General features: G+C 55.9%; 37 protein-coding genes. 36 read left to right on the forward strand and 1 reads right to left on the reverse strand.

Annotation, left to right across the window (positions count from 1 at the left end):
* The first annotated feature begins 22 nt into the window (after positions 1–22).
* The 18 genes from Q4A85_RS03085 to Q4A85_RS03170 all read left to right on the forward strand — a co-directional run bounded on the left by Q4A85_RS03085 (position 23) and on the right by Q4A85_RS03170 (position 11,396).
* Positions 23–628 (forward strand): DUF3164 family protein, encoded by a 606-nt coding sequence (locus Q4A85_RS03085; protein WP_303107697.1) that lies wholly within the window; start codon positions 23–25, stop codon positions 626–628.
* Positions 625–783 carry a hypothetical protein gene (locus Q4A85_RS03090; protein ID WP_303107698.1) on the forward strand — a complete coding sequence of 53 codons (159 nt, stop codon included), beginning with the start codon at positions 625–627 and terminating at the stop codon, positions 781–783. Before Q4A85_RS03085 ends, Q4A85_RS03090 begins: the two co-directional genes overlap by 4 nt.
* On the forward strand, positions 780–1,091 hold the full coding sequence (locus Q4A85_RS03095) for a hypothetical protein (RefSeq protein ID WP_303107699.1): 312 nt from the start codon (positions 780–782) through the stop codon (positions 1,089–1,091). Before Q4A85_RS03090 ends, Q4A85_RS03095 begins: the two co-directional genes overlap by 4 nt.
* A 112-nt stretch (positions 1,092–1,203) precedes the next feature.
* A complete protein-coding gene (locus Q4A85_RS03100; protein ID WP_303107700.1) occupies positions 1,204–1,890 on the forward strand; it encodes a hypothetical protein in 687 nt (228 codons plus the stop codon).
* 229 nt (positions 1,891–2,119) lie between these two features.
* Complete coding sequence (locus tag Q4A85_RS03105) at positions 2,120–2,545, forward strand: gp16 family protein (protein WP_303107701.1); 426 nt, start codon at positions 2,120–2,122, stop codon at positions 2,543–2,545.
* Between the two features lie 98 nt (positions 2,546–2,643).
* Entirely contained in the window at positions 2,644–3,069 is a 426-nt protein-coding gene (locus tag Q4A85_RS03110) for a Mor transcription activator family protein (protein WP_303107702.1), read from the forward strand.
* A 224-nt stretch (positions 3,070–3,293) separates the two neighbouring features.
* On the forward strand, positions 3,294–3,812 hold the full coding sequence (locus Q4A85_RS03115; RefSeq protein ID WP_303107703.1) for a TIGR02594 family protein: 519 nt from the start codon (positions 3,294–3,296) through the stop codon (positions 3,810–3,812).
* Between the two features lie 190 nt (positions 3,813–4,002).
* Entirely contained in the window at positions 4,003–4,170 is a 168-nt protein-coding gene (locus tag Q4A85_RS03120) for a BioY family protein (protein ID WP_303107704.1), read from the forward strand.
* On the forward strand, positions 4,167–4,424 hold the full coding sequence (locus Q4A85_RS03125; protein WP_303107705.1) for a hypothetical protein: 258 nt from the start codon (positions 4,167–4,169) through the stop codon (positions 4,422–4,424). Before Q4A85_RS03120 ends, Q4A85_RS03125 begins: the two co-directional genes overlap by 4 nt.
* Positions 4,405–4,812: a hypothetical protein gene (locus Q4A85_RS03130; RefSeq protein ID WP_303107706.1), complete on the forward strand. Its 408-nt coding sequence runs from the start codon at positions 4,405–4,407 to the stop codon at positions 4,810–4,812. The genes Q4A85_RS03125 and Q4A85_RS03130 overlap by 20 nt, the downstream gene beginning before the upstream one ends.
* Positions 4,793–5,002 carry a hypothetical protein gene (locus Q4A85_RS03135; protein ID WP_303107707.1) on the forward strand — a complete coding sequence of 70 codons (210 nt, stop codon included), beginning with the start codon at positions 4,793–4,795 and terminating at the stop codon, positions 5,000–5,002. Before Q4A85_RS03130 ends, Q4A85_RS03135 begins: the two co-directional genes overlap by 20 nt.
* Positions 4,999–5,283 carry a hypothetical protein gene (locus Q4A85_RS03140; protein WP_303107708.1) on the forward strand — a complete coding sequence of 95 codons (285 nt, stop codon included), beginning with the start codon at positions 4,999–5,001 and terminating at the stop codon, positions 5,281–5,283. Before Q4A85_RS03135 ends, Q4A85_RS03140 begins: the two co-directional genes overlap by 4 nt.
* On the forward strand, positions 5,280–5,486 hold the full coding sequence (locus Q4A85_RS03145) for a hypothetical protein (protein WP_003797423.1): 207 nt from the start codon (positions 5,280–5,282) through the stop codon (positions 5,484–5,486). Before Q4A85_RS03140 ends, Q4A85_RS03145 begins: the two co-directional genes overlap by 4 nt.
* Position 5,487: 1 nt before the next feature.
* Positions 5,488–5,988: a DUF1804 family protein gene (locus tag Q4A85_RS03150; RefSeq protein WP_303107709.1), complete on the forward strand. Its 501-nt coding sequence runs from the start codon at positions 5,488–5,490 to the stop codon at positions 5,986–5,988.
* Positions 5,985–7,619 (forward strand): phage terminase large subunit, encoded by a 1,635-nt coding sequence (terL, locus tag Q4A85_RS03155; protein ID WP_303107710.1) that lies wholly within the window; start codon positions 5,985–5,987, stop codon positions 7,617–7,619. Before Q4A85_RS03150 ends, terL begins: the two co-directional genes overlap by 4 nt.
* Before the next feature lie 50 nt (positions 7,620–7,669).
* The gene (locus Q4A85_RS03160) at positions 7,670–9,286 is read left to right on the forward strand and encodes a DUF935 domain-containing protein (protein WP_303107711.1); all 1,617 of its coding nucleotides are present in this window, start codon (positions 7,670–7,672) and stop codon (positions 9,284–9,286) included.
* A 49-nt stretch (positions 9,287–9,335) separates the two neighbouring features.
* Positions 9,336–10,691 carry a phage minor head protein gene (locus tag Q4A85_RS03165; protein ID WP_303107712.1) on the forward strand — a complete coding sequence of 452 codons (1,356 nt, stop codon included), beginning with the start codon at positions 9,336–9,338 and terminating at the stop codon, positions 10,689–10,691.
* A gap of 282 nt (positions 10,692–10,973) precedes the next feature.
* Entirely contained in the window at positions 10,974–11,396 is a 423-nt protein-coding gene (locus Q4A85_RS03170; RefSeq protein WP_303107713.1) for a phage virion morphogenesis protein, read from the forward strand.
* A gap of 113 nt (positions 11,397–11,509) precedes the next feature.
* On the opposite strand, the gene Q4A85_RS03175 is transcribed toward Q4A85_RS03170, so the two are convergent.
* On the reverse strand, positions 11,510–11,635 hold the full coding sequence (locus Q4A85_RS03175) for a hypothetical protein (protein WP_303107714.1): 126 nt from the start codon (positions 11,633–11,635) through the stop codon (positions 11,510–11,512).
* Between the two features lie 28 nt (positions 11,636–11,663).
* Here Q4A85_RS03175 and Q4A85_RS03180 point away from each other — a divergent pair, with 28 nt between their 5' ends.
* From Q4A85_RS03180 to Q4A85_RS03265, 18 genes are all read left to right on the forward strand, one after another.
* The gene (locus tag Q4A85_RS03180; RefSeq protein ID WP_303107715.1) at positions 11,664–12,764 is read left to right on the forward strand and encodes a phage protease; all 1,101 of its coding nucleotides are present in this window, start codon (positions 11,664–11,666) and stop codon (positions 12,762–12,764) included.
* A 69-nt stretch (positions 12,765–12,833) separates the two neighbouring features.
* Positions 12,834–13,745 (forward strand): Mu-like prophage major head subunit gpT family protein, encoded by a 912-nt coding sequence (locus tag Q4A85_RS03185; protein WP_303107716.1) that lies wholly within the window; start codon positions 12,834–12,836, stop codon positions 13,743–13,745.
* 71 nt (positions 13,746–13,816) lie between these two features.
* A complete protein-coding gene (locus Q4A85_RS03190) occupies positions 13,817–14,263 on the forward strand; it encodes a hypothetical protein (protein WP_303107717.1) in 447 nt (148 codons plus the stop codon).
* The gene (locus Q4A85_RS03195; RefSeq protein WP_303107718.1) at positions 14,253–14,690 is read left to right on the forward strand and encodes a gp436 family protein; all 438 of its coding nucleotides are present in this window, start codon (positions 14,253–14,255) and stop codon (positions 14,688–14,690) included. The genes Q4A85_RS03190 and Q4A85_RS03195 overlap by 11 nt, the downstream gene beginning before the upstream one ends.
* Entirely contained in the window at positions 14,690–15,337 is a 648-nt protein-coding gene (locus tag Q4A85_RS03200; protein WP_200523468.1) for a phage protein Gp37, read from the forward strand. Before Q4A85_RS03195 ends, Q4A85_RS03200 begins: the two co-directional genes overlap by 1 nt.
* Before the next feature lie 23 nt (positions 15,338–15,360).
* Positions 15,361–15,609 (forward strand): DUF2635 domain-containing protein, encoded by a 249-nt coding sequence (locus Q4A85_RS03205; RefSeq protein ID WP_303107719.1) that lies wholly within the window; start codon positions 15,361–15,363, stop codon positions 15,607–15,609.
* A 2-nt stretch (positions 15,610–15,611) separates the two neighbouring features.
* Positions 15,612–17,024 carry a phage tail sheath subtilisin-like domain-containing protein gene (locus Q4A85_RS03210; RefSeq protein ID WP_303107720.1) on the forward strand — a complete coding sequence of 471 codons (1,413 nt, stop codon included), beginning with the start codon at positions 15,612–15,614 and terminating at the stop codon, positions 17,022–17,024.
* Positions 17,025–17,112: 88 nt separating this feature from the next.
* Entirely contained in the window at positions 17,113–17,490 is a 378-nt protein-coding gene (locus Q4A85_RS03215; protein ID WP_303107721.1) for a phage tail protein, read from the forward strand.
* A 9-nt stretch (positions 17,491–17,499) separates the two neighbouring features.
* The gene (locus Q4A85_RS03220; protein WP_303107722.1) at positions 17,500–17,865 is read left to right on the forward strand and encodes a hypothetical protein; all 366 of its coding nucleotides are present in this window, start codon (positions 17,500–17,502) and stop codon (positions 17,863–17,865) included.
* Between the two features lie 53 nt (positions 17,866–17,918).
* Complete coding sequence (locus Q4A85_RS03225; RefSeq protein ID WP_003797407.1) at positions 17,919–18,077, forward strand: hypothetical protein; 159 nt, start codon at positions 17,919–17,921, stop codon at positions 18,075–18,077.
* A 102-nt stretch (positions 18,078–18,179) separates the two neighbouring features.
* Positions 18,180–20,489, forward strand: a complete 2,310-nt coding sequence (locus tag Q4A85_RS03230) for a phage tail tape measure protein (protein ID WP_303107723.1) — start codon at positions 18,180–18,182, stop codon at positions 20,487–20,489.
* Positions 20,486–21,793 carry a DNA circularization protein gene (locus tag Q4A85_RS03235; RefSeq protein ID WP_303107724.1) on the forward strand — a complete coding sequence of 436 codons (1,308 nt, stop codon included), beginning with the start codon at positions 20,486–20,488 and terminating at the stop codon, positions 21,791–21,793. The genes Q4A85_RS03230 and Q4A85_RS03235 overlap by 4 nt, the downstream gene beginning before the upstream one ends.
* Entirely contained in the window at positions 21,777–22,913 is a 1,137-nt protein-coding gene (locus tag Q4A85_RS03240; protein ID WP_303107725.1) for a phage baseplate assembly protein, read from the forward strand. Before Q4A85_RS03235 ends, Q4A85_RS03240 begins: the two co-directional genes overlap by 17 nt.
* Positions 22,910–23,539, forward strand: a complete 630-nt coding sequence (locus Q4A85_RS03245; RefSeq protein WP_303107726.1) for a phage baseplate assembly protein V — start codon at positions 22,910–22,912, stop codon at positions 23,537–23,539. The genes Q4A85_RS03240 and Q4A85_RS03245 overlap by 4 nt, the downstream gene beginning before the upstream one ends.
* Positions 23,511–23,651, forward strand: a complete 141-nt coding sequence (locus Q4A85_RS03250; RefSeq protein ID WP_303107727.1) for a hypothetical protein — start codon at positions 23,511–23,513, stop codon at positions 23,649–23,651. The genes Q4A85_RS03245 and Q4A85_RS03250 overlap by 29 nt, the downstream gene beginning before the upstream one ends.
* Positions 23,652–23,658: 7 nt before the next feature.
* Positions 23,659–24,006: a phage GP46 family protein gene (locus Q4A85_RS03255; RefSeq protein WP_303107728.1), complete on the forward strand. Its 348-nt coding sequence runs from the start codon at positions 23,659–23,661 to the stop codon at positions 24,004–24,006.
* Between the two features lie 53 nt (positions 24,007–24,059).
* Positions 24,060–25,112, forward strand: coding sequence for a baseplate J/gp47 family protein (locus Q4A85_RS03260; RefSeq protein ID WP_303107729.1), 1,053 nt, complete (start codon positions 24,060–24,062; stop codon positions 25,110–25,112).
* Positions 25,109–25,678, forward strand: a complete 570-nt coding sequence (locus Q4A85_RS03265; RefSeq protein WP_303107730.1) for a YmfQ family protein — start codon at positions 25,109–25,111, stop codon at positions 25,676–25,678. The genes Q4A85_RS03260 and Q4A85_RS03265 overlap by 4 nt, the downstream gene beginning before the upstream one ends.
* Positions 25,679–25,714 lie beyond the last annotated feature (36 nt).

The following is a 25,714-nucleotide window of genomic DNA, read 5'->3' on the forward strand; positions in this document are numbered from 1 at the left end:
CAACCAACAAAAGGAAATAGCCATGACTATTGATTTGAGCCAATACAAAACCGATGCCAAGGGTAATTTAATCCCACTCGCAAACATTAAAGAGCTGGATTTGGCACGCGATGATTTGGTGCATGAAATCTTTGCCGCCGTGCAGCCTGCGGTGGACGCGCTGGATAGCGCCAAGCAACGCGCCATTGCCGATGTGCGCGCCTTTGTGGAGCTGTCGGCAGAAAAATACGGCGTGAAGCCCAGCAAAAAGGGCAATATCACGATCACCAGCTTTGACGGCAAATTGCGCGTGAACGTTGCCATGAAAGACGTGATGATGTTTGACGAGCGCCTTGCCGCCGCCAAAGCGTTGATAGACGAATGCCTGACCGAATGGACGCAAGACAGCCGCTCGGAATTGCGCGTGATTGTGCAGCAGGCGTTTGACGTGGATAAGGATGGACACATCAGCACTGCCAAAGTGCTTAGCCTGCGCAGCCTGAAAATTGAGGACGAGAAATGGCAACGCGCCATGCAAGCCTTGGGCGACAGCTTGCACACGCTGGCGACGCGCGAATATGTGCGCCTTTATCGGCGCGATGAGCGCACGGGCGAATGGGCGTTGTTGGGCGCAGAGGGGCGGGCGTGATGAGCAACAATACATCGTTTTCGCATAGCAAAGATGCCGACCTGTATCTGAAATTGACCGCAGATAGTGGTTATAAATCCGAAGAAACCCACCGCATCAGTCCAGACCAATGGGCACGGATACAGGAGATTTTGAATGAGCAGGAGCAATCATGAACAACGAAATCAAACTGCACACCAATAGCTCGGTGGACGATATAGCGGTGGATGGTTTAAGCCTGCTGGATGTGCTGAATGTGTGCAATCTGGCGATTGCGGGCTTGCCTGCCCTTGTGGATGCTATCCATCAAGGCGCACCGCGTAGGAGTTTGCCGCGTATGTGCAACGGTGTGCGACGGTTTTTGGCAGCGGCGCAAGAAACTGCCCAAGATAAGCCCGAGTTGCTGGCTGGGGTGAAGCAAACGGCGCAGCAGTTTGAGCTTGCGGCGGCGTTTGCGGAAAGTGAAATCAGTACCAAGCATTAAATCCCAAATCCAAGCGGGCTATCAAATTTGATAGCCCGTTTTAGTTTGTGATTTATTCTCTATAATGAATACTGTGTGATATTTTACAGTACTTTTTTAGAGGTGTTTTTATATGGAAGGCTCGCTTATTGGAATTGGGCTATTTGTCATAGTCTGTATGATTATTTTTGTGTGTAAAGAAATAAAGAACAGTTGGGTAAAAAATAAAGAAGCAAAAGAGTTGTTAGAGCATGAACAAAAAGAGCGAGAAATCAAAAAATTTCATGCTCAATTGCGTGCGAAAGCTGTAAAAATAGAACAAGAGCGGGCTGAGCGTGAGTCATGGCGTAATCGCGAAGCGGCAAAAATATGCCAAACGCTGCAAGGATACAGCGAAGCAAGAGCGTTTCTCTATGATATGGCATTTGAGAAATGCTTTGATAATTATCAATCCCGCGATGAACAAATACTTTGGGAATCTATACGCATTGTTTTGGAAAGCCACAATGAGAAAACCATGGAATCGCGTATCCACCTTATTTATCTAAAACATCAAGGGATGGGCAATGATAGCCCAATAGGGGCACATGAATTTAGGCTATTGGCAACGCATTTTTATTTAGGGCAAATACAAGCGTTGATGAACAAAATTGAAAATTATAAAACTCGTGCAGCCAAGGAAAAAGCTAAAATAAAAATTCAAGGTTTATTTGAACAGGCTTTATTGCCAAAGGCAGCGGATACGCTTTATCAAAATGCTGTTCGTGAGGGATTATGTTTGTACGAAGCGTTTTTACAAAAACAAAATACGTCCAATTAAACAATAAATACTTGTTGTATTTTTTGCCAAGAAACCGAATACAAGTAAAAGAACCCAAAAATCCTATACGCCCAAAAGCCCTCCGCTTTTGGGCGTTTTTTTTGCCTTGTCGTATGGATATAGGTTATTTGGTAACTTATTGTTTTTATGGTAAAGCTACACATTCAGCTTGCGCCGCTTTATTGGTATAATTCAGCTTATTTTACTTTGAAATTCAAGGAGAAAGCGCGTGAGCCATGCTGCCTATCGCCAAAAAATGTTAAGCAAAATCCATATCGGCAAAAAGCAGCTGGGACTGGATGATGATGTTTATCGCGATGTGCTAGCGCAGGCGACAGGCAAGCGCAGTTGCAAGGATATGGATGATGGCGAGCTGGCGGCGGTGTTGAATCTGTTGCAGCAAAAAGGCTTTTGCGCGGATGTGGACGCGAAAGCCTATCAGCGCACGCCGCTGCATTTTGCCGAACATGGGGCGATGATGCGCAAAATCGGAGCATTGCTCACGCAAATGGGCAAAAGCTGGGCATACGCGCACGGCATCGCGCGCAAGATGTTTGGCGTGGAGACGGTGCAGCGCTGCGATGGCGAGCAGATGCGCAAGGTGTTGGCGGCGCTGAATTATCAGGCGAAGCGCGAGGCGCACAAGGCAGCCTGAAACAGACAAGGCGGGCAAAAAAAAGCCCACGCATTGGGCGCAGGCGTATTCAAATAACAGTATCGGTTTGAATTTTAACACAGAATACGGAGCGTTTGATGCAAAAAGATGATTGGGATTGTTTGCCCGAGAGCATCCAGCGGATTGCGGAAGTGATTGGGTTGGATGGGGCGGAAAGATTGGTGCAGGCGATTGGGGGTGCGCGGTTTAAGTTTGGCAAGGGGCGGCAGAATACGGCGCGGATGAAGCTGCTGCATAAGGCGTTGGGCAAGGAAGATGCGGAGAAGCTGGCGGCGGTGTTTGGCGGGGATGAGCTGTATATTCCGCGCTGCACGGTGCAGCTGCGCAAGGTGCGCAATCGGCGGTTTCGGGAGGCGTTTATGGCTTTGACCGATGGCGGCAAAACCAGCAAGGCGATGGCTTTAACAGAACTTTGCCCGCAATTTGGGCTGTCGCATCGCACGGCGGATAAGATTTTAGCCGAGCGCGATGTGGTGGCGGTGCAGGGGGCGTTGTTTGATTGAAGAGTATTTAAAAACCGTTTAACGTGGCAGCGCGTTGGGCGGTTTTTTGCTATGACAAAATAGGCGTGAAATAAATAGGCAGCCTGAAACCTTGCTTGGGGTTTCAGGCTGCCTTTTTGCGTGGGGCGAAGCCTTGCGTCTGACTGGTGCGGCTGCGGTTTGGGCATGATGGCAACCTACTGAAACCATCATTAAACCATCATTAAACCCTAAAAGGAATAAGCATGAATACACAACCTTCCGAACTGGCATGGCTTGCCATCGCCCGCCGCGAAATCGGCACGCGCGAAATCGCGGGCAAAGAACACAATAGCAAAATCCGCAACTGGCTGATTGCGCTGGGCGCATGGTGGCAAGATGACGAAACGCCGTGGTGTGGCACATTCGTTGCCCATTGTGCACGCGAAGCGAAACGCGCCCTGCCACAGCATTGGTATCGCGCCAAAGACTGGCTGAACACAGGCACGCGCTTGGATAAACCTGCTTATGGCTGTGTGGTGGTGTTTGACCGCGCGGGCGGCGGGCATGTGGGCTTTGTAGTCGGCAAGGACAAGCAAGGGAATTTGATGGTGCTGGGCGGCAATCAGGGCGATGCGGTGAACATTAAGCCGTTTGCAATGAGCCGCGTGGCGGGCTATGTGTGGCTGGATTGGGCGGATGGGCGCAAATCGTCGCCCAAGCCTGAACGTTTTGCGCTGCCGCTGTTGGACAGCAATGGGCAAGTTTCGCGCGATGAGCGTTAAGGAGGCAGCCTGAAATGAAACGGTATGCAACTTTGGTAAGAGCTGTGTTGGCGTTAAGTATTGTTCAGCAACCTGAAATAGCTACAACAAAATTGCGTCGCCTACACCTGCCCAGCAACGTTGCCATTCGTAAACATCGGCATAGCGGCGTAGCCGCCGTGCGGCGGGCTAAACGCAAGGGGAAACGATGATGCAAACCAATGAACTGATTGCCGTTGCGCTGGTGGTGTTATCCAAAGTGGCGGTGGCATACATCGCTTACTTGGCGGCGCGGGAGCATATCTTGCACGCAGGCTGGTTTGTGTTTTTTGCGATTGTGTATGGGCTATCCAGTTTTAGAACAGGAGCAAGCGAATGAGCGCGTTGAAATGGCTATCAGGCTTAATTGCCAACCCCGCCACAGGGCAAATCAGCCACACCAAGCTGTGGGCAAACATTACCGCTGCCTGCATGACCTACAAATTTATCCAAACACCTGATGCGCCCGAGTGGCTGTGGTGGGCATACGGCGGCATGGTGGGCGGCTATGCGCTGATTAAGCGCGGTATTGCCGCCGTGCCACAGGTGGCAGAAATCAAAAAGGGGCAAAGCGATGCTGAAAATTTGGAATAAATACAAGTTTCAGGCTGCCTGCGTGGGTTTTGTGATTGCCTGCGCCTTATCCGCGTGGGCGGGCTATGCCGTGGCGCAAAGCGCATGCCATGCGGCAACGCTGGTTTTGAAAAACCAATATGCCGATGAGAAATTGCAAGCGCAGCAAACCTATTCCGCCGCGCTGGCGGATGCGCTGGCAAAACAGCAAGCGGCGGTGCAATGGGCGCAGCAGCAAGGCGAGCAACTTGCCGCCACACGCGCCCGGCTAGAACAACGGCAACACGAACTGAACAAGGAAATCCCCCATGCCACGCATCAAGACAATCAAGGCACTACTGTTTACAACGGCATTGGCAACCACAGCCTGCAACTCTACAACCGCGCCTTTGGCTACGCCGCCGATTAGGCAGCCTGAAATCCCACCCGTTTCCACCGAGCTGCTGGCAATACACGAACGCCCAGAGCGTCCCGCCAGCGGCTCACCCCAACATTTGCTAGACCACGCCGTGCGCTATGGCGGCTACTGCCAAAAGCTGGAAGCGCAGGTGGCGGGCTGGCAGGCGTGGTATCGGCAGCAGCAAGGCAGCCTGAAATGAACACGCAGAATTTTTTAACCATGGAATGGGCGTTTGGCATCCTGACCAGCTTTCTGATTGCGCTGCTGTGGCATTTTATCCGCGTGTTGGATGAAAAATTTGAGGCGATTGAAGCCAAGCATGAGCGCGTGCAGGGCGAATTGAACAAGGTGAAGCTGGATTACGCTACCAAGGCGGAAGCCACGGCAAACAGCGGCAATGTGATGAAATCGTTGGAGCGCTTGGAAGCCAAACTAGACAAATTGAACGACAAATTAGACCAAAAGGTAGACAAAGCATGACGCTGGAAAAAGACCCGATTTTAGCCGCGCTGGCGCGGATTGAAGCCAAGCAAGATTTGGCATTGGAACAGCAAAACCGCATGGAGCGCGAGATGGACGAGATTAGGCAAGACACGCGGCGCGTGGCGGCGATTACGGGCGGCGCGGCGGGCGGCTTGGTGTCCACGGGCATTTTGTTGATTAAAGCGAAATTTGGGCTGTGATATGGCGCATCCGCAAGAAAAACGCGACGAGGTGCGCCGCCGCTATGTGTTTGAAAACTGCCCGCTGGAAATGGCGGCGGCTTTTGCCCAAGTGCCGGTTGCCACGGCACGCAGTTGGAAATATGCCGCCAAGGAAATAGGCGACGATTGGGACAAGGTGCGCGCCGCGCATTTTATCGCCGGCGGCGGCTTGGAAGATGTGAACCGCCTGATTATGGCGGGTTTTTTGGTGCAATACCAAGCCACGTTTGAGCAGCTCAACGGTGGCGCGGAGATTGACCCGATTGCCCGCGTGCAAGCCTTGGGCAGCTTGGCGGATGCGTATAACAAGATGGTGGCGGCGAATAAGAAAATCCTGCCCGAAACCAGCGAGCTGGCAACGGCGATGCGCGTGCTCAACCTGTTGGCGGAGTTTACCGCGCAAAAATACCCCAACCACCTTGCTGCCATTGGCGAGCTATTGGAGCCTTTTGGCGCGTATATGCAGGATAAATTGGCATGAAGTTGAAAGAATTTACCCAGTCGCTCAAACAGCTGGCGGCGCAGTTGCAGCGCACGATTGAAGCCGAAGTGATGGGCTTTGCCAACGACCCTGCGGCGATTGCCGAGCGGCGGGCGCGTGTGTTTGACACCGTGGGCGGCTTTGAATTTTTTGTAAACACTTATTTCCCGCACTATGTGCGCAGCCCGCATAAATCGCAGCTGCATGAGTATTTGTTTTTCAGGCTGCCTGAAATGTTAAACAGCCCGAAAAACGAGCAAGACGGCATTGCTGCGCCGCGCGGCGAAGCGAAATCAACGCTGGTTACGCAGCTTTTTACGCTGTGGTGCATTGTTACCAACCGTAAACACTATATCTTGCTGGTGATGGACAGCATAGACCAAGCCTATCCGATGTTGGAAGCGATTAAGGCGGAGCTGGAATTTAACCCGCGCTTGGCGATGGATTTTGCCGATGTGTGCGGGCAGGGGCGCGTGTGGCAGGCGGGAACGGTGGTTACCGCCAATGATATTAAGGTGCAGGTGGCTGGCAGTGGCAAAAAGCTGCGCGGCTTGCGCCATGGCGCTTTTCGCCCAGATTTGGTGGTACTGGACGATATTGAGAACGATGAGCAGGTGCGCAACCCTGCCCAGCGCGACAAGCTGGAAATATGGCTGAAATCGTCGGTGCTGCATTTGGGCGGCGTGGGGCAGAAGTTTGATGTGGTGTATATCGGCACGATTTTGCACTACGACAGCGTGCTCAACCGCACTTTGCATAATCCGATGTGGCACAGCGCGAAATTTAAGGCGATGTTGGCGTTTCCCGAGCGCATGGATTTGTGGGACGAATGGGAAGCTATTTTGCGCAACAACGGCAATGCAGGCGCGGCAATGGCGCAGGCGTTTTACGAAGCCAATAAGGCAGAGATGGAGCGCGGGGCGCAAACAAGCTGGGCGGCGCGTGGGGTGTTGGATTTGATGAAAATCCGCGCCCGCGATGAGCATGAAGCGTTTGATAGCGAATTGCAAAACGACCCCGTTTCCAGCGAAAACGCGCCTTTTGCCAACGCGATGAAGTTTTGGACGGAGCTGCCGCCTGATTTGGTGTATTTCGGCGCGCTAGACCCGAGCTTGGGCAAAGCGGGCGCAAGCCGCGACCCGAGCGCGATTTTGGTGGGCGGCTATCAGCGCAGCACGGGCAAGCTGTTTGTGGTGGCGGCGCAGATTAAAAAACGGCTGCCCGATTTGATTATTGAAGATGTGATACGGCTGCATCAGCAATACCGCTGCGCGTTGTGGTTTGTGGAGACGGTGCAGTTTCAAGAGTTTTTAAAAGACGAGCTGGTGAAACGCAGCGCGGCGCGGGGCTACCCTGTGCCTGCGCGGGCGGTGAAGCCGATTGCGGATAAGCTGCTGCGAATTGAAACCTTGCAGCCGCACATGGCAAACGGCTTGATTTGGCTGCACGACACGCAAGCCACGCTGATTGAGCAGCTGCGCCATTTTCCCAAGGCGGCGCATGATGATGGACCAGATGCGCTGCAAATGCTTTGGGCGGGCGCAACCAGCAACGCTGCGCCGATTGAATGGCACAGCACGGCGGATGATGATTTTGATGACAGGGAATGGAAAAGCAAATGGGCGCGTTAAGGCAGCCTTATCCCTTTGCGTTTAACCCCCTTTTAAACACGGCATAAAACATGGCAAAAAAAGCGAAATTTAACCCCAAAACCCCCGCGCAACAGCCCACCCCAGAAGCGCAGCGGCAAACGCAAGAAGCGCGGATTACCGCCAATGGGCGCGTGATTAGCGAGCACCCCGCCACCTTTATCACGCCTGCCAAGCTGCGTGCGCTGTTTGAGGATGCCAAGGGCAACGACATTCAGGCGCAGCATGAATTGTTTGCCGACATGGAAGAGCGCGACAGCGCGATTGCCGCCGCGCTTGCCACGCGCAAGATGGCAGTGCTGGGGCTGGACTGGCGTGTTACCGAGCCGCGCGGGGCGAACCCTGCCGAGCAGCAGCTTGCCGAGGCGGCGCAAAGCTATTTTGACAACCTTGCGCACATGGACGATTTGCTGATGGATTTGATGGACGCGGTGGGGCATGGCTTTGCCGCGCTGGAAATTGCATGGCAGCTGCAAGGCAGCCTGAATTGTCCCGCGCGGTTTACTCCCACCCCGCAAAGCTGGTTTCGCTGGGACAACCACGACAACTTGCTGCTCAAAACCCCCGACCATCCAACAGGCGAGCCGTTGTGGGCGATGGGCTGGGTGGTGCATCGGCATAAAAACCGCAGCGTGCAGGCGGCGCGGGGCGGGCTGTTTCGCACGCTAGCTTGGTTGTATATGTTTAAGCACTATTCGGCGCACGATTTTGCCGAGTTTTTGGAGCTTTACGGCATGCCGATTCGCATCGGCAAATATGGCGCGGGCGCGACCGAAAAGGAAAAACAAACCTTGCTGCGCGCCGTTGCCGAAATCGGGCACAACGCGGCGGGCATTATGCCCGAGGGCATGATGATTGAGCTGCACCAAGCGGCATCGGGCACAACGGCGGGCAATAACCCGTTTATGACCATGATTGAATGGTGCGAAAAATCCGCCACGCGGCTGATTTTGGGGCAAACCCTAACCAGCGGGGCGGATGGCAAAGCCAGCACCAACGCGCTGGGGCAGATTCACAACGAAGTGCGCCATGATTTGCTGGTGGCCGATGCGCGGCGTTTGGCGCAAACGATTAACCGGCAGATTTTAGAACCCTTTTTGCGGGTGAATTTTGCCATCGGCGAAGATACCCGCCTGCCGCAGTTTGAATTTGACACGCGCGAAGCGGCGGATTTGGCGGCGATTGCCGAGGCGTTGCCGAAATTGGTGGATGTGGGCGTGCAAATTCCTGAACGCTGGGCGCGGGACAAGCTGGCGATTCCTGATGCACTGGATGGCGAGATGCTGCTGGGGCGGGCATCAGATGACAAAAAAGGCGCGAAAGACGCGCCAAAGCAGCCTGAAAACAACAAACCGCCTGCTGCATTGAACTACCGCCATGTTGCCCTGAATGCACATGGGCAAATTGCCCCCGCTTGGGATGTGGCGTTTGAAAACGGCGTGGAAGATTATTTGCGCGATGCGGCGTTTGCTGCCCAGCTTGAGCCGATGTTGCAAGATTTGGGGCGCGCACTGGCAGAGGGCGAGGATTATGAGGAAGTGGAAACTCGCTTAATCGCTGCCTATCCCACGCTGGACACACGCCGCTTGCAGGAGGCTTTAACGCGGGTGCTGTTTGTGGCGGATTTGTGGGGGCGCGCGCAGCCGTAATCTTTTACTCCTAGGCAGCCTGAAACCCTTTTTTGAATGAAACACAACCATGCAACCCAATCTTTCCCTAGCCCTAAACCTGCCGCCCGAGGGCGCATTGCGCTATTTTGATAGCCTAAACCTGCCCTTACCCGCCAACGCCAGCGAAGCCGTTGCCCAAGCGGCGACCAAGGCGCGCAGCATTGCGGGGATTTATCAACAAGAGATTGTGGGCGATTTATTGAACAGCTTGCGCCAAAGCGCGGCGGAGGGCACACCCTTTGCCACATGGCGCAAAAATATGCTGACGATGCTGCGCGAGCGTGGGCTGGCTTTGGATAAAGCAGGCGATATGGTGCAACAAAGCACGGGCGAAGTGGTGGGCACGGGCTTAACGCGCCACCGTTTGCAAACCATTTTTCAAACCCAAATGACCAACGCCCGCATGGCGAGCCTTTGGCAAAAGCTGCAAGAGAACAAAGATGCCCGCCCCTATTTGCAATACAGCGCAATAAATGACATGCGCACGCGCAAAACGCATTTGGCATTGGATGATTTGGTGTATCCGATTGACGACCCATTTTGGGATTATTTCTACCCGCCCAATGGCTTTCGCTGTCGCTGCCATGTGATTGCGTTAGCCCCGCGCGATGTGGCGCGCTCGGGACTAACCGTATCCCACAGCCAGCCCGAGCAGTTTAGCGAAATCACCATCACTAACCGCAAGGGGCAAAGCCACACGCGCACGCGCATCACGCTGGATGATGGCAGGAGCTTCACACCCGACAGGGGCTTTGACCACAATGTGGGCAAAAGCCATTTGGCGCAGCTGGGGCAGTTGCAGATGGAGCGGGCGGTGGATTTGCCGCCGCGGCTGGCAAGCATGGCGGTGGGGGAAGCGTTAAAAGATGAGCGATTGAGAAAGGCGGTGTCAGACTATTTGACACAAGCCTATCAAATGTTGCGAACCCAAAATCGCCCTACCAATCAGCCTATTTTTGTGGGCGCGTTGCCTTTGACCATACTGGATGCGATGGCGGCGGCTAATTTAAGGCAGCCTGAAAACGCGCTTATCGCTTCATCCGATAGTTTATTGCGCCATGCGCTGCGGGATGTGAAAGTGGGCGTAGGTAAAACGCTGCCCGAAGATTTTTGGGCAAACATTGCCGACCATTTGCGCGAGCCCGAAGCCGTTTACTATGATGAAAAAGGCGCGCTGTTGTATTTTTACTCCGATCCAAATGATAAAAATAAGCTGTACAAAGTAGTTTTAACATTGGATTACAATGGATTTAAGCGCAGCAAAAATCCCAACAATGGGCAGCGGGAAAATTTAATATTAAATGCTTTGGATACAGGGACAAAGGTAGATAGGTCGGGAATGCAATGGGGAAGTTATACCCATATTATCGGTAAGAAATTTTAAATGAAAAAGCCCGAATTAATCGGGCTTTGAAGTAAGCAGTGGTGGGACTTGAACCCACATCATAGCCCTGCCGTAGCAACGCTAACCTTTTGCCGCAACCGCGCAACGCGCGGCTCGCTCTGACCTTACGGTTGAGCATAGGAAACTCCTGCTTACACCACAAGGGGCGTTGGGACTCGAACCCACATAATACTAACGCAAGCTGTTGCGCCGTAACCGTTACCATTTGGAAACTACCCCTTGCTGTTGGCATTTTAACCCCATTTAAACCCATGGAACAAGATGATTGAAATCCAAATAGACAACCTTTTTGTGGTGCAAAATCAGATAGAACGCTTATCGCGCGGCATCAGCGGCGATAACCGCTATTTGCTGATGCGGCGGCTGGCGGGCGCGATGCGCTATGCGGTGGCGCAAAATTTCAAACAGGGCGGTCGCCCTGAATGGCTGGCGTTGAAATATCGCAGCGGCATTCCGCTAAACGACACAGGCGCGCTGCGGCAAAGCATAGATGAGCTGTCGGATAACGATACCGCGCTGGTGGGCACGAATATGGTTTATGCGGCGATTCATCAATTTGGTGGCTGGGCGGGGCGTAATCGCAAAGTCTATATCCCTGCGCGTCCGTTTTTGCAATTAACCAATGAGGACAAGCAGGATTTGATGGATGATGTGCAGGATTATTTTGCGCAGTTAGTGCGATGATGCCCAATAATGCCAAAAACGCGCGTTTGGCGCGTTTTTTTGCGCTTGGGCTATCTATCCCTATCCTTGCACCTTTATCGCAATCTGTGCGCGTTTTAAACGCCTTTTAAACACTATTGCTGCGCCGTTATTCCAAGGCAGCCTGAAAAGTATCTTTCAGGCTGCCTTTTTTGCGCGGCGCAATCAGGCAAAACGGGGGCGCAACCGTGCCACTCTTTGTCTTGTTTTGATGCGCTCATAATGCCGCCATCCCATAAAGGACAACCCATGAAACGCAAAAATCAGCATTTGGCATTAGCCGCTTGCAGCTTTGAGGTGTTGGGGCAAATGGGCAAGCGCATCCAGCTTTTGCCTTATGGCGAGTTTCGCGCGATTGACGGACGACCGACCGATGCGCCCGCTTGGTTTTTAACCGAGGAGAATGGGCACGATGTGGCGGCATTAGCCAATCAAGCGCGCACGCAGTTGGTGGTGGATTATGAACACCAAACCTTGCACAAGGAAGCCAACGGGCAACCTGCGCCAGCGGCGGGCTGGATGACGTGGCTGGAGTTTACCCCACGCGGCTTGTTTGCCGAGGTGGATTGGACCGACAACGCCCAACGCCTGATTGCCAACCGCGAATACCGCTATATATCGGCGGTGTTTGCTTACGACACGCAAGGCTATGTGCGCAAACTTTTGCACGCGGCTTTAACCAATTATCCCGCTTTGGACGGCATGGACGAGGTGCTCGCCGCCGCCAGCGCGCAATTTTTACCCCCAATGGAGACGCAAAACCCCATGAATACGCTATTGCAACAGCTTTTTGGCTTGCCAAACGCAAACGAAGACCAATTGAAAGACGCTTTAACTGCGCTTTTGGCAGCCAAACCCCAAACCGCCGCCTTGAACGCGCAGGTGTTTCAAGACTTGGCTGACAAGGACGAAAAAATCGCCGCCTTATCGGCGCAAGTGGCGCAGGCTCAAAACACGCCTGCCAACACGCCCGACCTAACCCAATACGCGCCGGTGAGCGTGGTGCAGGAATTGCAACAGCAAATTGCTGCGCTGACCGCCCAGCGCGATGCCGATAAGGGCGCGGAGCTGATTACTGCTGCGCTCGCGGCGGGCAAATTGCTGCCCGCGCAAAAAGAATGGGCAGAGGGTTGCTTGAAACAGCCTAATGGCTTGGCGTTTTTGACTGGCTTTATTGAGCAGGCGCAGCCGATTGCCGCGCTGGCAGGCAACACGCAAACGCAAGCAGCGGGCGCGGGCGAAGCGCATAAAGTAGCCGCTTTAACGGCGGAGCAAAAAGCCGCTGCCAAGATGCTGGGCATGAGCGAAGCCGATTTTGCTCAAACGCTAAACGGCGATAAGGCAGCCTGAAAAAACAAAACATGGAGCGGGCGCGATGCCGCCGCAAGATTTTTAACCCTTTAACACAAGGAAATCCACATGGATAAAGCCGCGATTTTGACCGCGCTGACCGCGCAGTTTCGCAAAGAGTTTCAAAACGGCTTGGCAAGCGTAGAGCCCAGTTTTTCTGCGATTGCCATGACCATCCCCAGCAGCACTGCCACCAACACTTATGCGTGGCTGGGCAAGTTTCCCAAAATGCGCGAATGGGTGGGCAGCCGCCAAATCGGCAAGATGGCGAAACAGGCGATGAGCTTGGAAAACAAGAAATTTGAAGCCACGGTGGGCGTGGAGCGCACCGATATTGAAGACGACCAAGTGGGCATGTATCGCCCGATGATGCAGGCGATGGGCGAATCGGCTGCCACGCTGGCGGATGATTTGGTGTGGGGCTTGTTGCCCAAGGGCAAAACCACGCTGTGCTACGACGGGCAGAACTTTTTTGATTCCGACCACCCTGTGTTTGCCAACAACGATGGCACGGGGGCAAACACCCCCACCAGCAACATCACCACGGGCACAGACAACGATGCGCCGACTTGGTATGTGGTGGATGACACCAAAACCTTGAAGCCTTTGATTTTCCAAGAGCGCACCGCGCCCGAGTTTGAAACCAAGTTTGACCCATCCAAATCCGACAAGGTGTTTATGGAGGATGTGTATTTATACGGCAGCCGCCGCCGTTGCAATGCGGGCTTTGGCTTGTGGCAACTGGCGCACATGGCGGAAAAAACCGCGCTTAACCGCGCCAATTTGGCAAAAATCATCGCGCAGATGATGACGATTAAGGCAGATGGCGGCTACACACTGAACATTAAACCCAGCTTGCTGGTTGTGCCGCCGCAATTGGAAGACGCTGCGCGCGAATTGTTGGAAGCCGACAAAATCAACGGCACCACCAACACGTTTAAAGGGCGTTTAAAGCTGCATGTGAGCGTGCATTTGGCGTGATGGCGCAGGCAGCCTGAAAACCGAGCGGAGAAGCGGCAGCCGCCGCGCCCCTAAACCATAAGGAAAAAGCTATGGCAAAAAACACACCCCAAACCCCAACGCAGCCTGAAAACGAGACCGAAGCGTTGGCACAAAACCCAACCAGCCCCGAGCAGGCGCAGCAAGAGACGCTGCAACCGCAAGACGCAGCAAATGCCGCCTTGCAGGCAGAAATCACCGCGCTGCGCGAAGCAAACGCTGCCTTAACAGCCGAGCGCGATGCGGCGCAAGCTGCGCTATTGGCGGCGCAACAAGCAGCCGCCCAAGCAACCGCAACGCAGCCCGAAAACCCCGATGCCGACCCACGCCAAGCCATTTTGGCGTGCAGCGCGGACGGCGTGGAATTCTGGCGCGGCGGCGTGTTGTTTAACCACGAATGGCAGCGCATTGAGCGCGCCGCGGTGGGCGAAGCAGCATGGCAGCGCATGGTGAACGAGCCGCGCTTGCGGATTAAAGCGGCGGATGAATATGGCGCATAACGCTGTTTACGCCGATATGGGCGACATGGTGGCGCGCTTTGGGGAATTGGAAGTGTTGCAGATTGCCGACCGAGATGCCGATGGCGTGATTGATGCGGATGTGGTGGCGGTTGCCCTTGCTGATGCCAGCGCGGAAATTGACGCGTATTTGGGGCGGTTTAAACAGCCGTTTGCCGAAACGCCGCCGATTTTGCGCCGCTTGGCGTGCGACATCGCCCGCTATCGTTTAACCGCCACATCGGGCGTGTTGATTACTGACGAAATCCGCAATCGCTACAAAATTGATGTGTTGGATTTGCTGAAAGCCTTGGCGCGCGGCGATGTGCAGCTGGGGATGGATAGCGGCGGGGCGCAAGTGGCGACATCGGATAACGGCGTGGTGTTTGCCAACAGCAAAAACCGAATCTTTGCGCGAGATGCCACATGATAACCACCCAGATTGAGCAAGCCATTTGCCTGCGGCTGCAACGCGGCTTGGGGCGCATGGTGCGCACGGTGAAAAGCTACAACGGCGAGGCGGACGACCTTGCTGCGCAAATCAAAACCCTGCCTGCGGTGTGGGTTACTTATGGCGGCAGCAGGGTGGAAACCATCAGCGGCGGCAGCCGTTATCAAGACACCGCGACCTTTGCCGTGATGTGCGCCACGCGCAGCTTGCGCAATGAAGTGGCGCAGCGGCAAGGCGGCGTGGTGATGCAAGAGATTGGCAGCAATGATTTGATTGATGCGGTGCGCCGCCTGCTGGATGGGCAACGGCTGGGGCTGCCTGCTGCCGATAGCAGAGGGCTGACCCCCAAAGCCATCCGCGCCATTGCCAACCACACGCTGGTGCAGCAGGCGGCGGTGAGCGTATATGCGCTGGAATATACCCTGCGCTTGAACCGCTGCGCTTTGGAAAACGACCGTTTCCCCGAGCCGCAAAGCGACAGCACGCATCCTGATTATGTGTTTACCCGCTATCAGGGCGAGACGAGCGCGCCTTATCCGCCGTTTGAATATTTGGATGGCTTGATTTTTGACCCCCAAGCCGAAAACGCCAAAATCCCGCTGACGGCGCAATTTTGGCAAGATTAACCGTTTACCTTGAAGGAAAACGCATGAATAAAATCATGGTAGTAGCAGAAGTGGGCTTGCGTGTGCCGCTGGCGCATAACCCGCATGAATATATTGAGCAAACGCCTGTGGAAGTGGATGGCGACGATGTGTATTACCGCCGCGCCATTGTGGATGGCGATTTGCTGATTTTGAGCAACGATGCGCCGAGCGCTGCCGAGCAGTCCAATCAGCAGCCTGAAAACGGGCTTGCAGGTTTGGGCGAAAGCCAAAACGCGAAGAAAGGCAAATAACCATGGCAGAACACATTAGCTTTGACACCATCCCTGGCAGCATTCGCGTGCCCGGGCAGTATATTGAATTTAACACGCGCAATGCGGTGCAAGGCTTGCCGCAAAACCCGCAATCGGTGCTGCTGCTGGCACCGATGTTGGCAAGCGGCAGCCAAGAGCCATTAACCCCTGTGCAATTGTTTAGCGATGCGCAAGCGGGCGATTTGTTTGGGCGCGGCTCGTGGGCGCAGTTGATGGTGCGCCAAGCGTTTAAAAACAATGCGTATTTGGATTTGACCGTGATCGGCTTGCCCGACCACAGCGCTGGCGTAGCCGCAACAGGCAGCCTGAAAATAGACGGCACGGCACAAACTGCCGCCAGCATCAGCATCACCATCGGCGGCGTGGCGGTTGCGGTGGCGGTGTCTGCCAACCAAAGCGCGGCGGAGGCGGTGGAAAAACTGGCGGCGGCGGTGAATGCTGCTGCCCTGCCTGTATCGGCAACTGCCGAGCAAGGCAGCCTGAAATTAACCGCCCGCAGCAAGGGCGCAATCGGCAACGAAATCAGCCTTGCCTGCGATATGGGCACAAGCGGCTTTTCAGGCAGCATTACGGCTATGACAAATGGCGCACAAAATGCCGATATTGCCGCCGCGCTGGATAAGGTGGCGGGCAAGCATTACCACATTATCGTGTCGCCGTTTAGCGATGCGGCGAACGCCAAGGCGTTGAGCCAACACATTACCCAAGTATCCAACGCCATTGAGCAGCGCGGCTGCATTGGCGTGATTGCCCAGCGCGGCACCATGCCGCAAGGCACAGCTTTAACCGCCCAGCTTAATGATGGGCGCATTACCTGCGCTTGGTATAAGGGCGCAGCCGAAGCGTGCGGCATTATTGCAGCGGGCTATGCGGCGGTGCTGGCGTTTGAGGAAGACCCCGCCCGCCCGTTGAACACGCTGGAAATCAAAGGACTGGACATTACGCCCGATGCGCAATGGCCGCTGTTTAACGAATGCAACAACGCGCTGTATAACGGCTTAACACCGCTAACGGTGGTGGCGGGCAAGGTGCAGATTATGCGGGCGGTATCTACCTACACCAAATCGGCGGCAAATGTGGACGACCCTGCGCTGTTGGACATCACCACCATCCGCACGCTGGATTACACGCGCCGCGCGATTAAAGAGCGCATCGCCTTGCGCTTTCCGCGCGACAAGTTGAGCGACCGTTTGCTGCCCAAGGTAAAAAGCGAGATTTTGGATGTGCTGTTAAAGCTGGAACAAGCCGAGATTATTGAAAACGCCGAAGCAAACAAGGGCAAGCTGGTGGTGAGCCGTAGCTTGCAAGATGCCAACCGCGTGAATGCTGCCATCCCTGCCGATGTGGTGAACGGCTTGCATGTATTCGCAGGGCGGATTGATTTAATCCTATAAGGCAGCCTGAAAACCGCTTGATATACCCAAACAGGGCGCGGCAAGACCAACGCGCCCCATCATCAACACCCAACACAAGGACAACACCATGAGCGATGCCATCTATGCCGGCGCGATTATTATGGAAGTGAACGGGCGCGATGTGGAAATCATCAGCCTGAAACCGCAAACCACCACAGGGCGCAAGCCCGTGAAAACCATGAACCGCCAAGGGCGCGTGATGGGCTATGCCGACGGTATCACCGAGCATAAATTGAGCGCGACCGCCGCCATTCCGATTGACGGCACAGAGATTGATTGGGGCAACATCACCCGCGCCAAAATCACCATTTACCCCATCAACAAGGAAGACAAGCGCGTGTCGTATTTGGATTGTTTCAGCACCGAAATCAGCGAGCAATACGAAGCAGACAACGAAGCGCGCATTGATATTGAATTGATTGCGCTGCATAAAATTGTAGAGTAAGGATAATCCATGAAACACAGTTTTACCCTGCAATATGGCTTGGAATACAACGGCGAGACCCATTTTCAGGCTGCCTTAAAGCCGCTGACCATCGGCGGCGAATTGAACGCTATGGAGGAAATTGATGCCCTACCCGCGCTGCCTGAACACGCCAGCGAAGCGCAGCAATCGCGCCGCGCGGTGCAAGAGACGCTGATTTATTGGGCGCAGCAATTATCCATTGACGGCATCCCGCAAGACATCATCACCGCCGATTATCTGCTCAACCATTTGAGCGGCGCGGATTACAGCCAATTGGTGGACGAAATGGAAACCCTGCGCTCAAAATCCACCGCCGCTACGGAAGCCCCCGCGCCCCCCGCAGCGGCAGCCTGAACACCCCGCGCAGCAGCCAAACCGCCCATCAGCAATACCGCCAAGCGGTGATTATGCTGGCACGCGCGGGGCTGGGTGCGGCGGACGTGCGCGCCATGTGCCACGCCGAGCTGACCGCATGGCTGCAAGATTTGCTCGCCAGCATGGGCATTCACAGCCCCACAGGCGGCGAAGTGATTGTGTCGCGGCGGCTGCCAAAACCTAGCGCGTAGCCAGCCCTTGGATACACGGGGCGAAGCCTTTACCATCTATCCCTATCTAGCCTTTAAACGATAATTAACCATGAGTTAATTTAAGTTTAAAGGCTATTTTTTATGGCAAGTGGCGACATGAATTTGGTGCTATCGCTGACGGGGCGCGATGGAGGGGCAAGACGCTTATTACAACAAACGCAAGAGGAATTGGCGCGGCTTAACAGGGCGCAAGCTGCCCGCAACCGCGCCAATCGCCCTTATGAAATCGCGGGCGTGCGCGCCGAACGCGAGATTCGCCGCGAGATTGCCCAAACCCAAGCCGCCTATAACCGCCTTGCCCGCAGCGGGCGCGCTTCGCACAACGATTTGGCGCGCGCGGCAACGGCTACGCGCAACCGCATCCGCGAGTTAAACGATGAGCTGCGGCAGGGAGCGGGCGGCTGGCGCAGCCGAATGGGGGCAATCGGGCGCGGCGCTGCATCGGCGGCGGCGGGCAGCGTGGCGGCTTATGCGGCGGTGCGCCCCGAGGTGGAACGTTATAAGGCGTTGGATATGCGCCTGCGCGAGGTTACTTGGGCAGCGCATGGCGAAACGCGCGGCGCGGATACGGCTTGGCTGCAAGCACAGGGCATGGCGCAAACCAAAGCCCTTGCGCTGGCGTTGGTGCAACAAAACGGCGGCAGCAGCGATTTGGCATTGGATACGCTATCGGGGATGCTGGCTAACGGCATGAACTGGGCGGATGTGCAAAAAAACGCAGCGGCAACGCACGCCATGGCACGCGCGGCAGGCGAAAACGGGCAATACGATGGCGCGGCAGCGGCAAAGCTGGCGAAAACCTTTGCTGATAACGGGCTGGATGTGGCGCGCGCTTCGCAAATGGCGGCGCAATCGGGCATGCAGGGTACGTTTGAGATTGCCAATATGGTGCGCGATTTGCCATCGCTGCTGCCCGATGCTAAGGCGGCGGGGTTTAGCGGCGAGGCGGGGCTGGCTTATTTGCTGTCGGCGTTGCAATCGGCATCCAATAAGGCGGGCACGCCCGACGAAGCGGCAAATAACGTGAAAAACGTGTTGCAAAAAACGCTATCGGCAGATACCACCAAACGCATGGACAAGTTGCTGAAAACATCGGGCAGCAAGGCGGATTGGCAAAAGATGGTGTTGGAAGGGCAAAAGCAGGGCAAAAACGCGGTGCAGGTGTTGGCGGATTTTGCCCAAACACTGTTGAGCAAGGACAAGGGCTTTCAGGCTGTCAAAGCGCGGGCGGATAAGGGCGACGAGCTGGCGCAGCAGCAAATGGCGACCATGCAGGCGTTTATGGTGAGCAAACTGATGCCTGATATGCAGGCGCGTGCGGGCTTGAATGCCATGCTGGATGCCGAGCAGATGCGGCAATATTTTGATGGCTTGATGGGCAATAAAACCGATGTGATCGGTGGCAAAAATCAATTTATGGCGTTGGGCGAGGCAGCGAAGCAGGAAAAGGCGCAGGCGGAAAAAGAATTGAGCCTGCAAAGCTCGCAGTTTTTTGCCACAGTTGCCGATGGCGAAACCAAGCTGGCGCAGCTGACGGCGCAGTTTCCTGTTGCCACCGAGGCGTTAAAGGCATTGGCAGCGGCAGCGAGCGCGGCAGCATTGGCGCAGGGGGCGATGGCGATGCTGGGGCGCGGTGGGGGCGGCGGTGCAGGTGGGGCGATGGGACGCATGGGCGGCTGGCTACGCGGGGCGGCGGCAAGCGTGGGCGGTTGGTTTGCGGCGCGGGGCGCGCAGGCGGCGAGCGCGGTGGGCAGCGCGGGGCGGGCAATAGGTGGTGCGGCGCGGGGTGTAGGTGGCTGGTTTGCGACACGCGGGGCGCAGGCGGCATCGGCGGCAGGCAGGGCAGGACAGGCAATCGGCGGCGCGGTACGGAGCGCAGGCAGTTGGCTGGGCAATGCGGGCAGGGGTGTGGTGAATGTGATGGTAAACAACCCACGTGCGCTGGGTGGGCTGGGCTTATTGTTGCATTCAGGCAAGCTGAATGAGGGTGAGAGCGAAATGTTGGCGAAGATGGCAGAACATCGGCGCGAGCGAGACAAAATGCAGGCGTGGTGGCGACGCCCGCAAAGACAGAATGTTGTCCCATTTGGACCATCTCTCCCCGCCGCATCTGCTCCACATAATGCCCCTGCGGAAAAGCTCGCCCCCATCATTACACAGCAAACGGCGGCGTATCAAACCGCCACGCAGGCGCAAACCGCGAGCTTTCAGGCTGCCTTAGCAGCAGATACGGCGGCGGTGGGCGGCAAGCTGGATGCGATTAACGGCACACTGGGCGGGTTGAACCAAACCATTCAAAACAATGTGCATGTGCAGCTGGATGGGCGTTTGATTGCGGAAAACGTGTCGCGCCATCAGGTGAATATGTTTAACCGAGGAGCTGGGCAATGAGTATGTGGCACACGGTGTTGCAGGATGCGTCGTTTCGCGATGTGCGCTTTGATGTGGTGGCGCTGGATGAGCAAGACGGCAAGGCGTTGGTGGAACACGCGCGCCCATTTACCGATGGCGTGTGGCTGGAAGACATGGGCAGCACGGGGCGGCAGGTGCAAGTGGAAGCGGTGTTTTGGGGCAAGGGCTACCATAGCCGCTTGAATGCGCTGGTGGAAGCGTTGATGGAACGCGGTGCGGGGGTGTTGGTGCATCCTGTTTGGGGGCGGCTGCAAAACATGATGGCAGCGAGCTGGCACTTTCACCACGACGCAGACAATGTGGACTATGCCACGTTGAGCATCACGTTTCGCGAAAGCGGCGAGCCGCAAAAGATTTTTGTGTTTGAAAACGCCTTTTTGATGGCGATTGAACGCCTAATCGCGCGGATTGATGCTTACCGCGCGGCATTGGAAGGCTGGATTGATGCGCTCACCATGGCAAAACAAAGCGTCGGCGCGCTAATCGGCAGCGCGTTTGGCTTTGCCAGCGCGGCAAGGGGTGCGTGGGCGGCGTTGCGCGATTTGTTTGATGTAGGGAGCTTGGGATTAGGCGGGCACGAGAGCGGCGGCGCGGGCGATGGCGCAGGCAGTAAAAGGCTGTGGCGCGAGATGCACAGCATGGTGCAGGCGAGATTGTTTCAGGCTGCCGCGATTGGCGCAGATGGCGCGGTGTACACGGCGGATGTGCGCAGCGCGAAAAGCCGTTTTGATGCGCTGCTGCGCGCGGCGGATGCGGTGGCGACGGTGGAGCAGCGCATGGCAGTGGCTGCAAACAGCAACACACGCCGTGGCAGCGATTGGGCAGAGCGGGCGCAAGTGGGGCAAGTGTTGCGCTTGATGGCGCTGGAGACGATATTTCAGGCTGCCTTGTTGCTGTTGGAACACGATGGCGAGCGCATGAGCGCGCCCGATGTGTGGCACATCAACCGCGCGGTGCGGCATCGCACGGCGGCGGAAATTGCCCGCTTGCGCGCCACGCTGGCGGCGATGCCCGACAAGGCGCAGGCTTATGATGCGGTGTATGCCGTGGTGGAAACGCTGCGCGATGCGGTGGCGCATTTAAACCTGCTGGCGATTGCCGTGCTGAACCAAAAACCGCCGTTGATTGCGCGCCCTGCGCCGTTAAGCGGTACGGTGCATCAATTGGCGTTTGCTTGGTATGGCGAGATTAATCGCGCGGATGAATTGATACGGCTTAATCCGCAGCTGCGCCATCCTTGCTTTATCCAAACAGGAGAAATCATGAATGGCTACGCCCAATAATTTGTATGACAACCAAATTGTGCTGCGCATTGGCGGCATGGAGCATCGCACATGGCAAAGCTACGATATTGACAGCGATTTTTTAATCCCTGCCGATGGTTTTGACTTTGAGCTGGGCGTGGCGGCAACACAGGGGCAAATCCCCGATTTAACAGGGCAACGCTGCGAAGTGGTGATTAACGGCGAAACGGTGCTCACAGGCATTATCGGCAACCAGCGCGATGAGAAAGATAAGGGCAGCCGCAGCCTGCGCTTAACAGGGCGCGATTTGGCTTGCTTGCTGGTGGATTGTTCTGCGCCGCAAGTGAATGTAAAAGGCATGACGGTGCTGGCGGCAGTGCAAAAGCTGGTTGCGCCGTGGAGGCAATATCTGCCCCGCGTGGTATTAAAAGCGGAAAACAACCCCACGCTGGATAAGGTGGATATTGAACCGAGCGAAAGCGCGTGGCAGGCGTTAAGCCATGTGACGAACTCGGTGGGCTTGCATGTGTGGCTGGAAGCGGATGGCACGCTGGCGGTGGGCGGGGCGGATTATTCGTCTGAGCCTGTGGCGACCTTGTGTTGGAGCAGAAATGATAACCGCCGCAATGTGGAGCGCATCAATATTGAGCGCGATGTGGACAACCGCTTTTCGGAAGTAACCTTTTTGGCGCAATCGCATGGCAGAAGCGGCAATGCGGCGAAGCATGATTTAAAGTGGGTGTGGCAAGACCCGTCTATGCCTTTACACAAGCCCAAAACGGTGGTGGTGGCGGACGCGGATAATTTGGAAGCCTTGAAACGGCAGGCGAAGAAGCAGCTTTCCGATTGGAAGCTGGAAGGCTTGACGATTACGGTTACCGTGGGCGACCACAAAACGGCGGCGGGGGTGCTGTGGGCGGCTGGGCAGCGCGTGCATTTGATTGACGAGGAAGAAGGCATTGATGCGATTTTCTTTGTGATGGGGCGGCGATTGATGCTCAGCCGCATGGGTGGCACGCAAACGGAGCTGCGGCTAAAAGAAGATGGGGTGTGGACACCTGATGCCTATGCGCAAAAAGCGGAGCGGGCGCGTAAACGCAAGGGCAAACGCAAAACGGCGCGGGGCAAGAATAAGGGCGAGGAGTTGAAAAGCAAATGAGTTTGGCAAAATTGGCAAAGCGCACCGCGCAGGTGGCGCGGGGCGTGCAAGATGGGATTCGGCAGGCATTTCGCGGCAAGGTGGCGGCAACTCAATCGGGCGAGCCGATTCAGCGGGTGCAGGTACAGGGCTTGGCTGATGAAACGCTGCAAGATGTGGAGCAATTACAGCAATTTGGCTTTACCAGTCATGCGCCCGCGGGCAGCGAGATGATTGTGTTGCCTTTGGGCGGCGATACCACGCATGGCATTGTGATTGCCAGCGAGCATGGCAGCTTTCGGGTGAAAAATCTGCAAGGCGGCGAGGTGGCGGTGTATGACCAATCGGGCAGCAGCATTGTATTGAAGCAGGGGCGGCTGATTGAGATGGATTGCGATAATTTGGTGATTCGCGCCAGCCAAAAGGTGCGGATTGATAGCCCGCTGGTGGAAGCGAGCGCGCAGGTGTTGGCAAAAGGGCAAATCACAGGGCAAAACGGTTTAGCCATTTCGGGCGGCGAAGGCGGAACAGCGGCACGCATCAGCGGCAGCCTGAAAACCACGGGCGATGTGGTGGCGGGCAATATTTCCACGCAACAACACACGCATCCGGGCGACAGTGGGGGCACAACGGGAGCGGCGCAATAGCGCATGGACTGAAACAAACAGAGGCAGCCTGAAACGGTTTATTCGTTTTCAGGCTGCCTTTTTTTGGGGCGAAGCCATGCGCCTGCCTGCCCCCGTTTGCCGCGCCGTATGATGCCAGCATGGATAAAGAACTCAACCCTTTAACAGGCGATTACACAGGGCGCGCCGTTAAAAACCTGCAAAACGCGGTGTATATCCGCCTGCGCACGCCGCTGGGCACATGGTGGGCGGATAAAAGCATCGGCTCGCTATTGCACCTTTTGCAGCGGGAAAAAGATGTGGCGCGGGTGGGGTTGCTGGCAGAGCAGTATGCGATGGAAGCCTTGCAGCCGATGGTGGATGATGGGCGAGCGCAACAAATCAGCGTAACCGCCACGCAGCCGCACAATGGCTGGCTGCTGCTGCGCATTCGCGTGGAAACAGCGCAGGGCGGCTTTGATTATGACCACCGCGTGCCGATTGTGTGATGGCGGCAGCCTGAAACATCCTTTTAATCCCTTATTAAACCCCGATTAAACCCATGTTTACACCCCCTGATTTTGACACCATACGCGCGGCGATTTTGCGCGACACACAATCGCTGATACCCGATGCCGACATCAGCGCCGATAGCGACCATTATGTGCACGCATCGCGCTTGGCATCCTGCGCCGCAGGGCAATACGCGCATCAAACGTGGATAACGCGGCAAATCTTCCCCGACACGGCAGACACCGATTATTTGGAGCGACACGCGGCATTGCGCGGGATTACGCGCCGTGCGGCAACCCGCGCAGGCGGCACGGCAACACTGGCGGGCACAGCAGGGGCAAGGCTGGCGGCAGGGGCGCAGATTAAGCTGGGCAACCGTTTTTATACTACCCGCGCCGATGCGGTGATTGACGGCAGTTTAAGCGCTCGCGTGCCGATTGTGGCAAGCGAAGCGGGCGAGCAGGGCAATTGCGACACCACCGCAGGGCAATTGATGGCAGCCAGCGCAGGCATCAGCAGCGATGTGATGCTATCGGCGACAGGCGGCACGGATGCGGAAAACGATGCTTCGCTGTTGTCGCGCTTGTTGGAGCGCATCCGCCGTCCGCCCGCAGGTGGTAATCGGCACGATTATAAAAACTGGGCGTTAAGTGTGGATGGCGTATCCAGCGCCTATGTTTACCCGCTGCGGCGCGGCTTGGGCACGGTGGATGTGGCGATTACATCAGCCAATCAATTGCCCAGCGCGGAAACCTTGGCGGCGGTGCAAAACTATATTGATGCGGTGCGCCCTGTTACCGCCAAAAATGTGCGCGTGCTTGCGCCTGATATTACGCGGGTGGATGTGCGCGTGCGGGTTAAGCTAGCTGGCGCGGATTGGGCGGCGGCGCAGCGCGAAATTCAGGCTGCCTTGGCCGCTTATTTTGACGCGCTGATACCCGCCGACGACGTGGTGGTGTCGCAATTGGAAGCGGTAATCAGCAATGCTGCGGGGGTGGTGGATAGGGTGTTGCTGGCACCGCGTGCCAATTTGACCGCCGACACGGTGAACAAGATTGAATGGTTTAAATTGGGCAGCCTGAACATGGAGCGGATGGCATGAATTATCAGGAAGTGTTGCTGGGCTTGCTGCCGCCTGTGTCTTATGCGCGGGGTGGGGCGCGGGTGCGACAGCAGGCGCAGATTGATGCGCAGGTGTTGGATGGGGTGGCACGCAGCGCACAAGCGGTGGCAGGCGCGTGTTTGCCCGATACGGCAGGCGCGATGCTGGCGGACTGGGAGCGCGTGTTGGGCTTGGAAGATGCCAACATGGGCAAGCCTTATGCCGCGCGGCTTTCCGCCGTGTTGCTCAAAATCAACGCAGTGGGCGGTTTGAGCATTCCCTATTTTATCCAGCTTGCCCAAAGCGCGGGCTACACCATCAGCATAGACGAACCGCAGCCGTTTCGCGTGGGCATCAACCGCGCAGGCGAGCGGCTCGCACCCGAAGAAATTATGTGGGTGTGGGTGGTGAATGTGCAAGCGCAAAACCAAACGGTGTTTTATTTCCGCGCAGGTGGCAGCACCGCAGGCGAGCGGTTAAGCAGTTTCAGCGACAGCGTGATTGAAAGCGTGTTCCAAGATTTAAAGCCTGCCCACAGCTTTGTGCGCTTTGCCTATGTGGGCTAAGACAATCATTCCCAAACCAAAGGATAAACCTCAAAG

Source organism: Kingella sp. (in: b-proteobacteria) (assembly GCF_030527935.1).
GTDB lineage: Bacteria > Pseudomonadota > Gammaproteobacteria > Burkholderiales > Neisseriaceae > Kingella_B.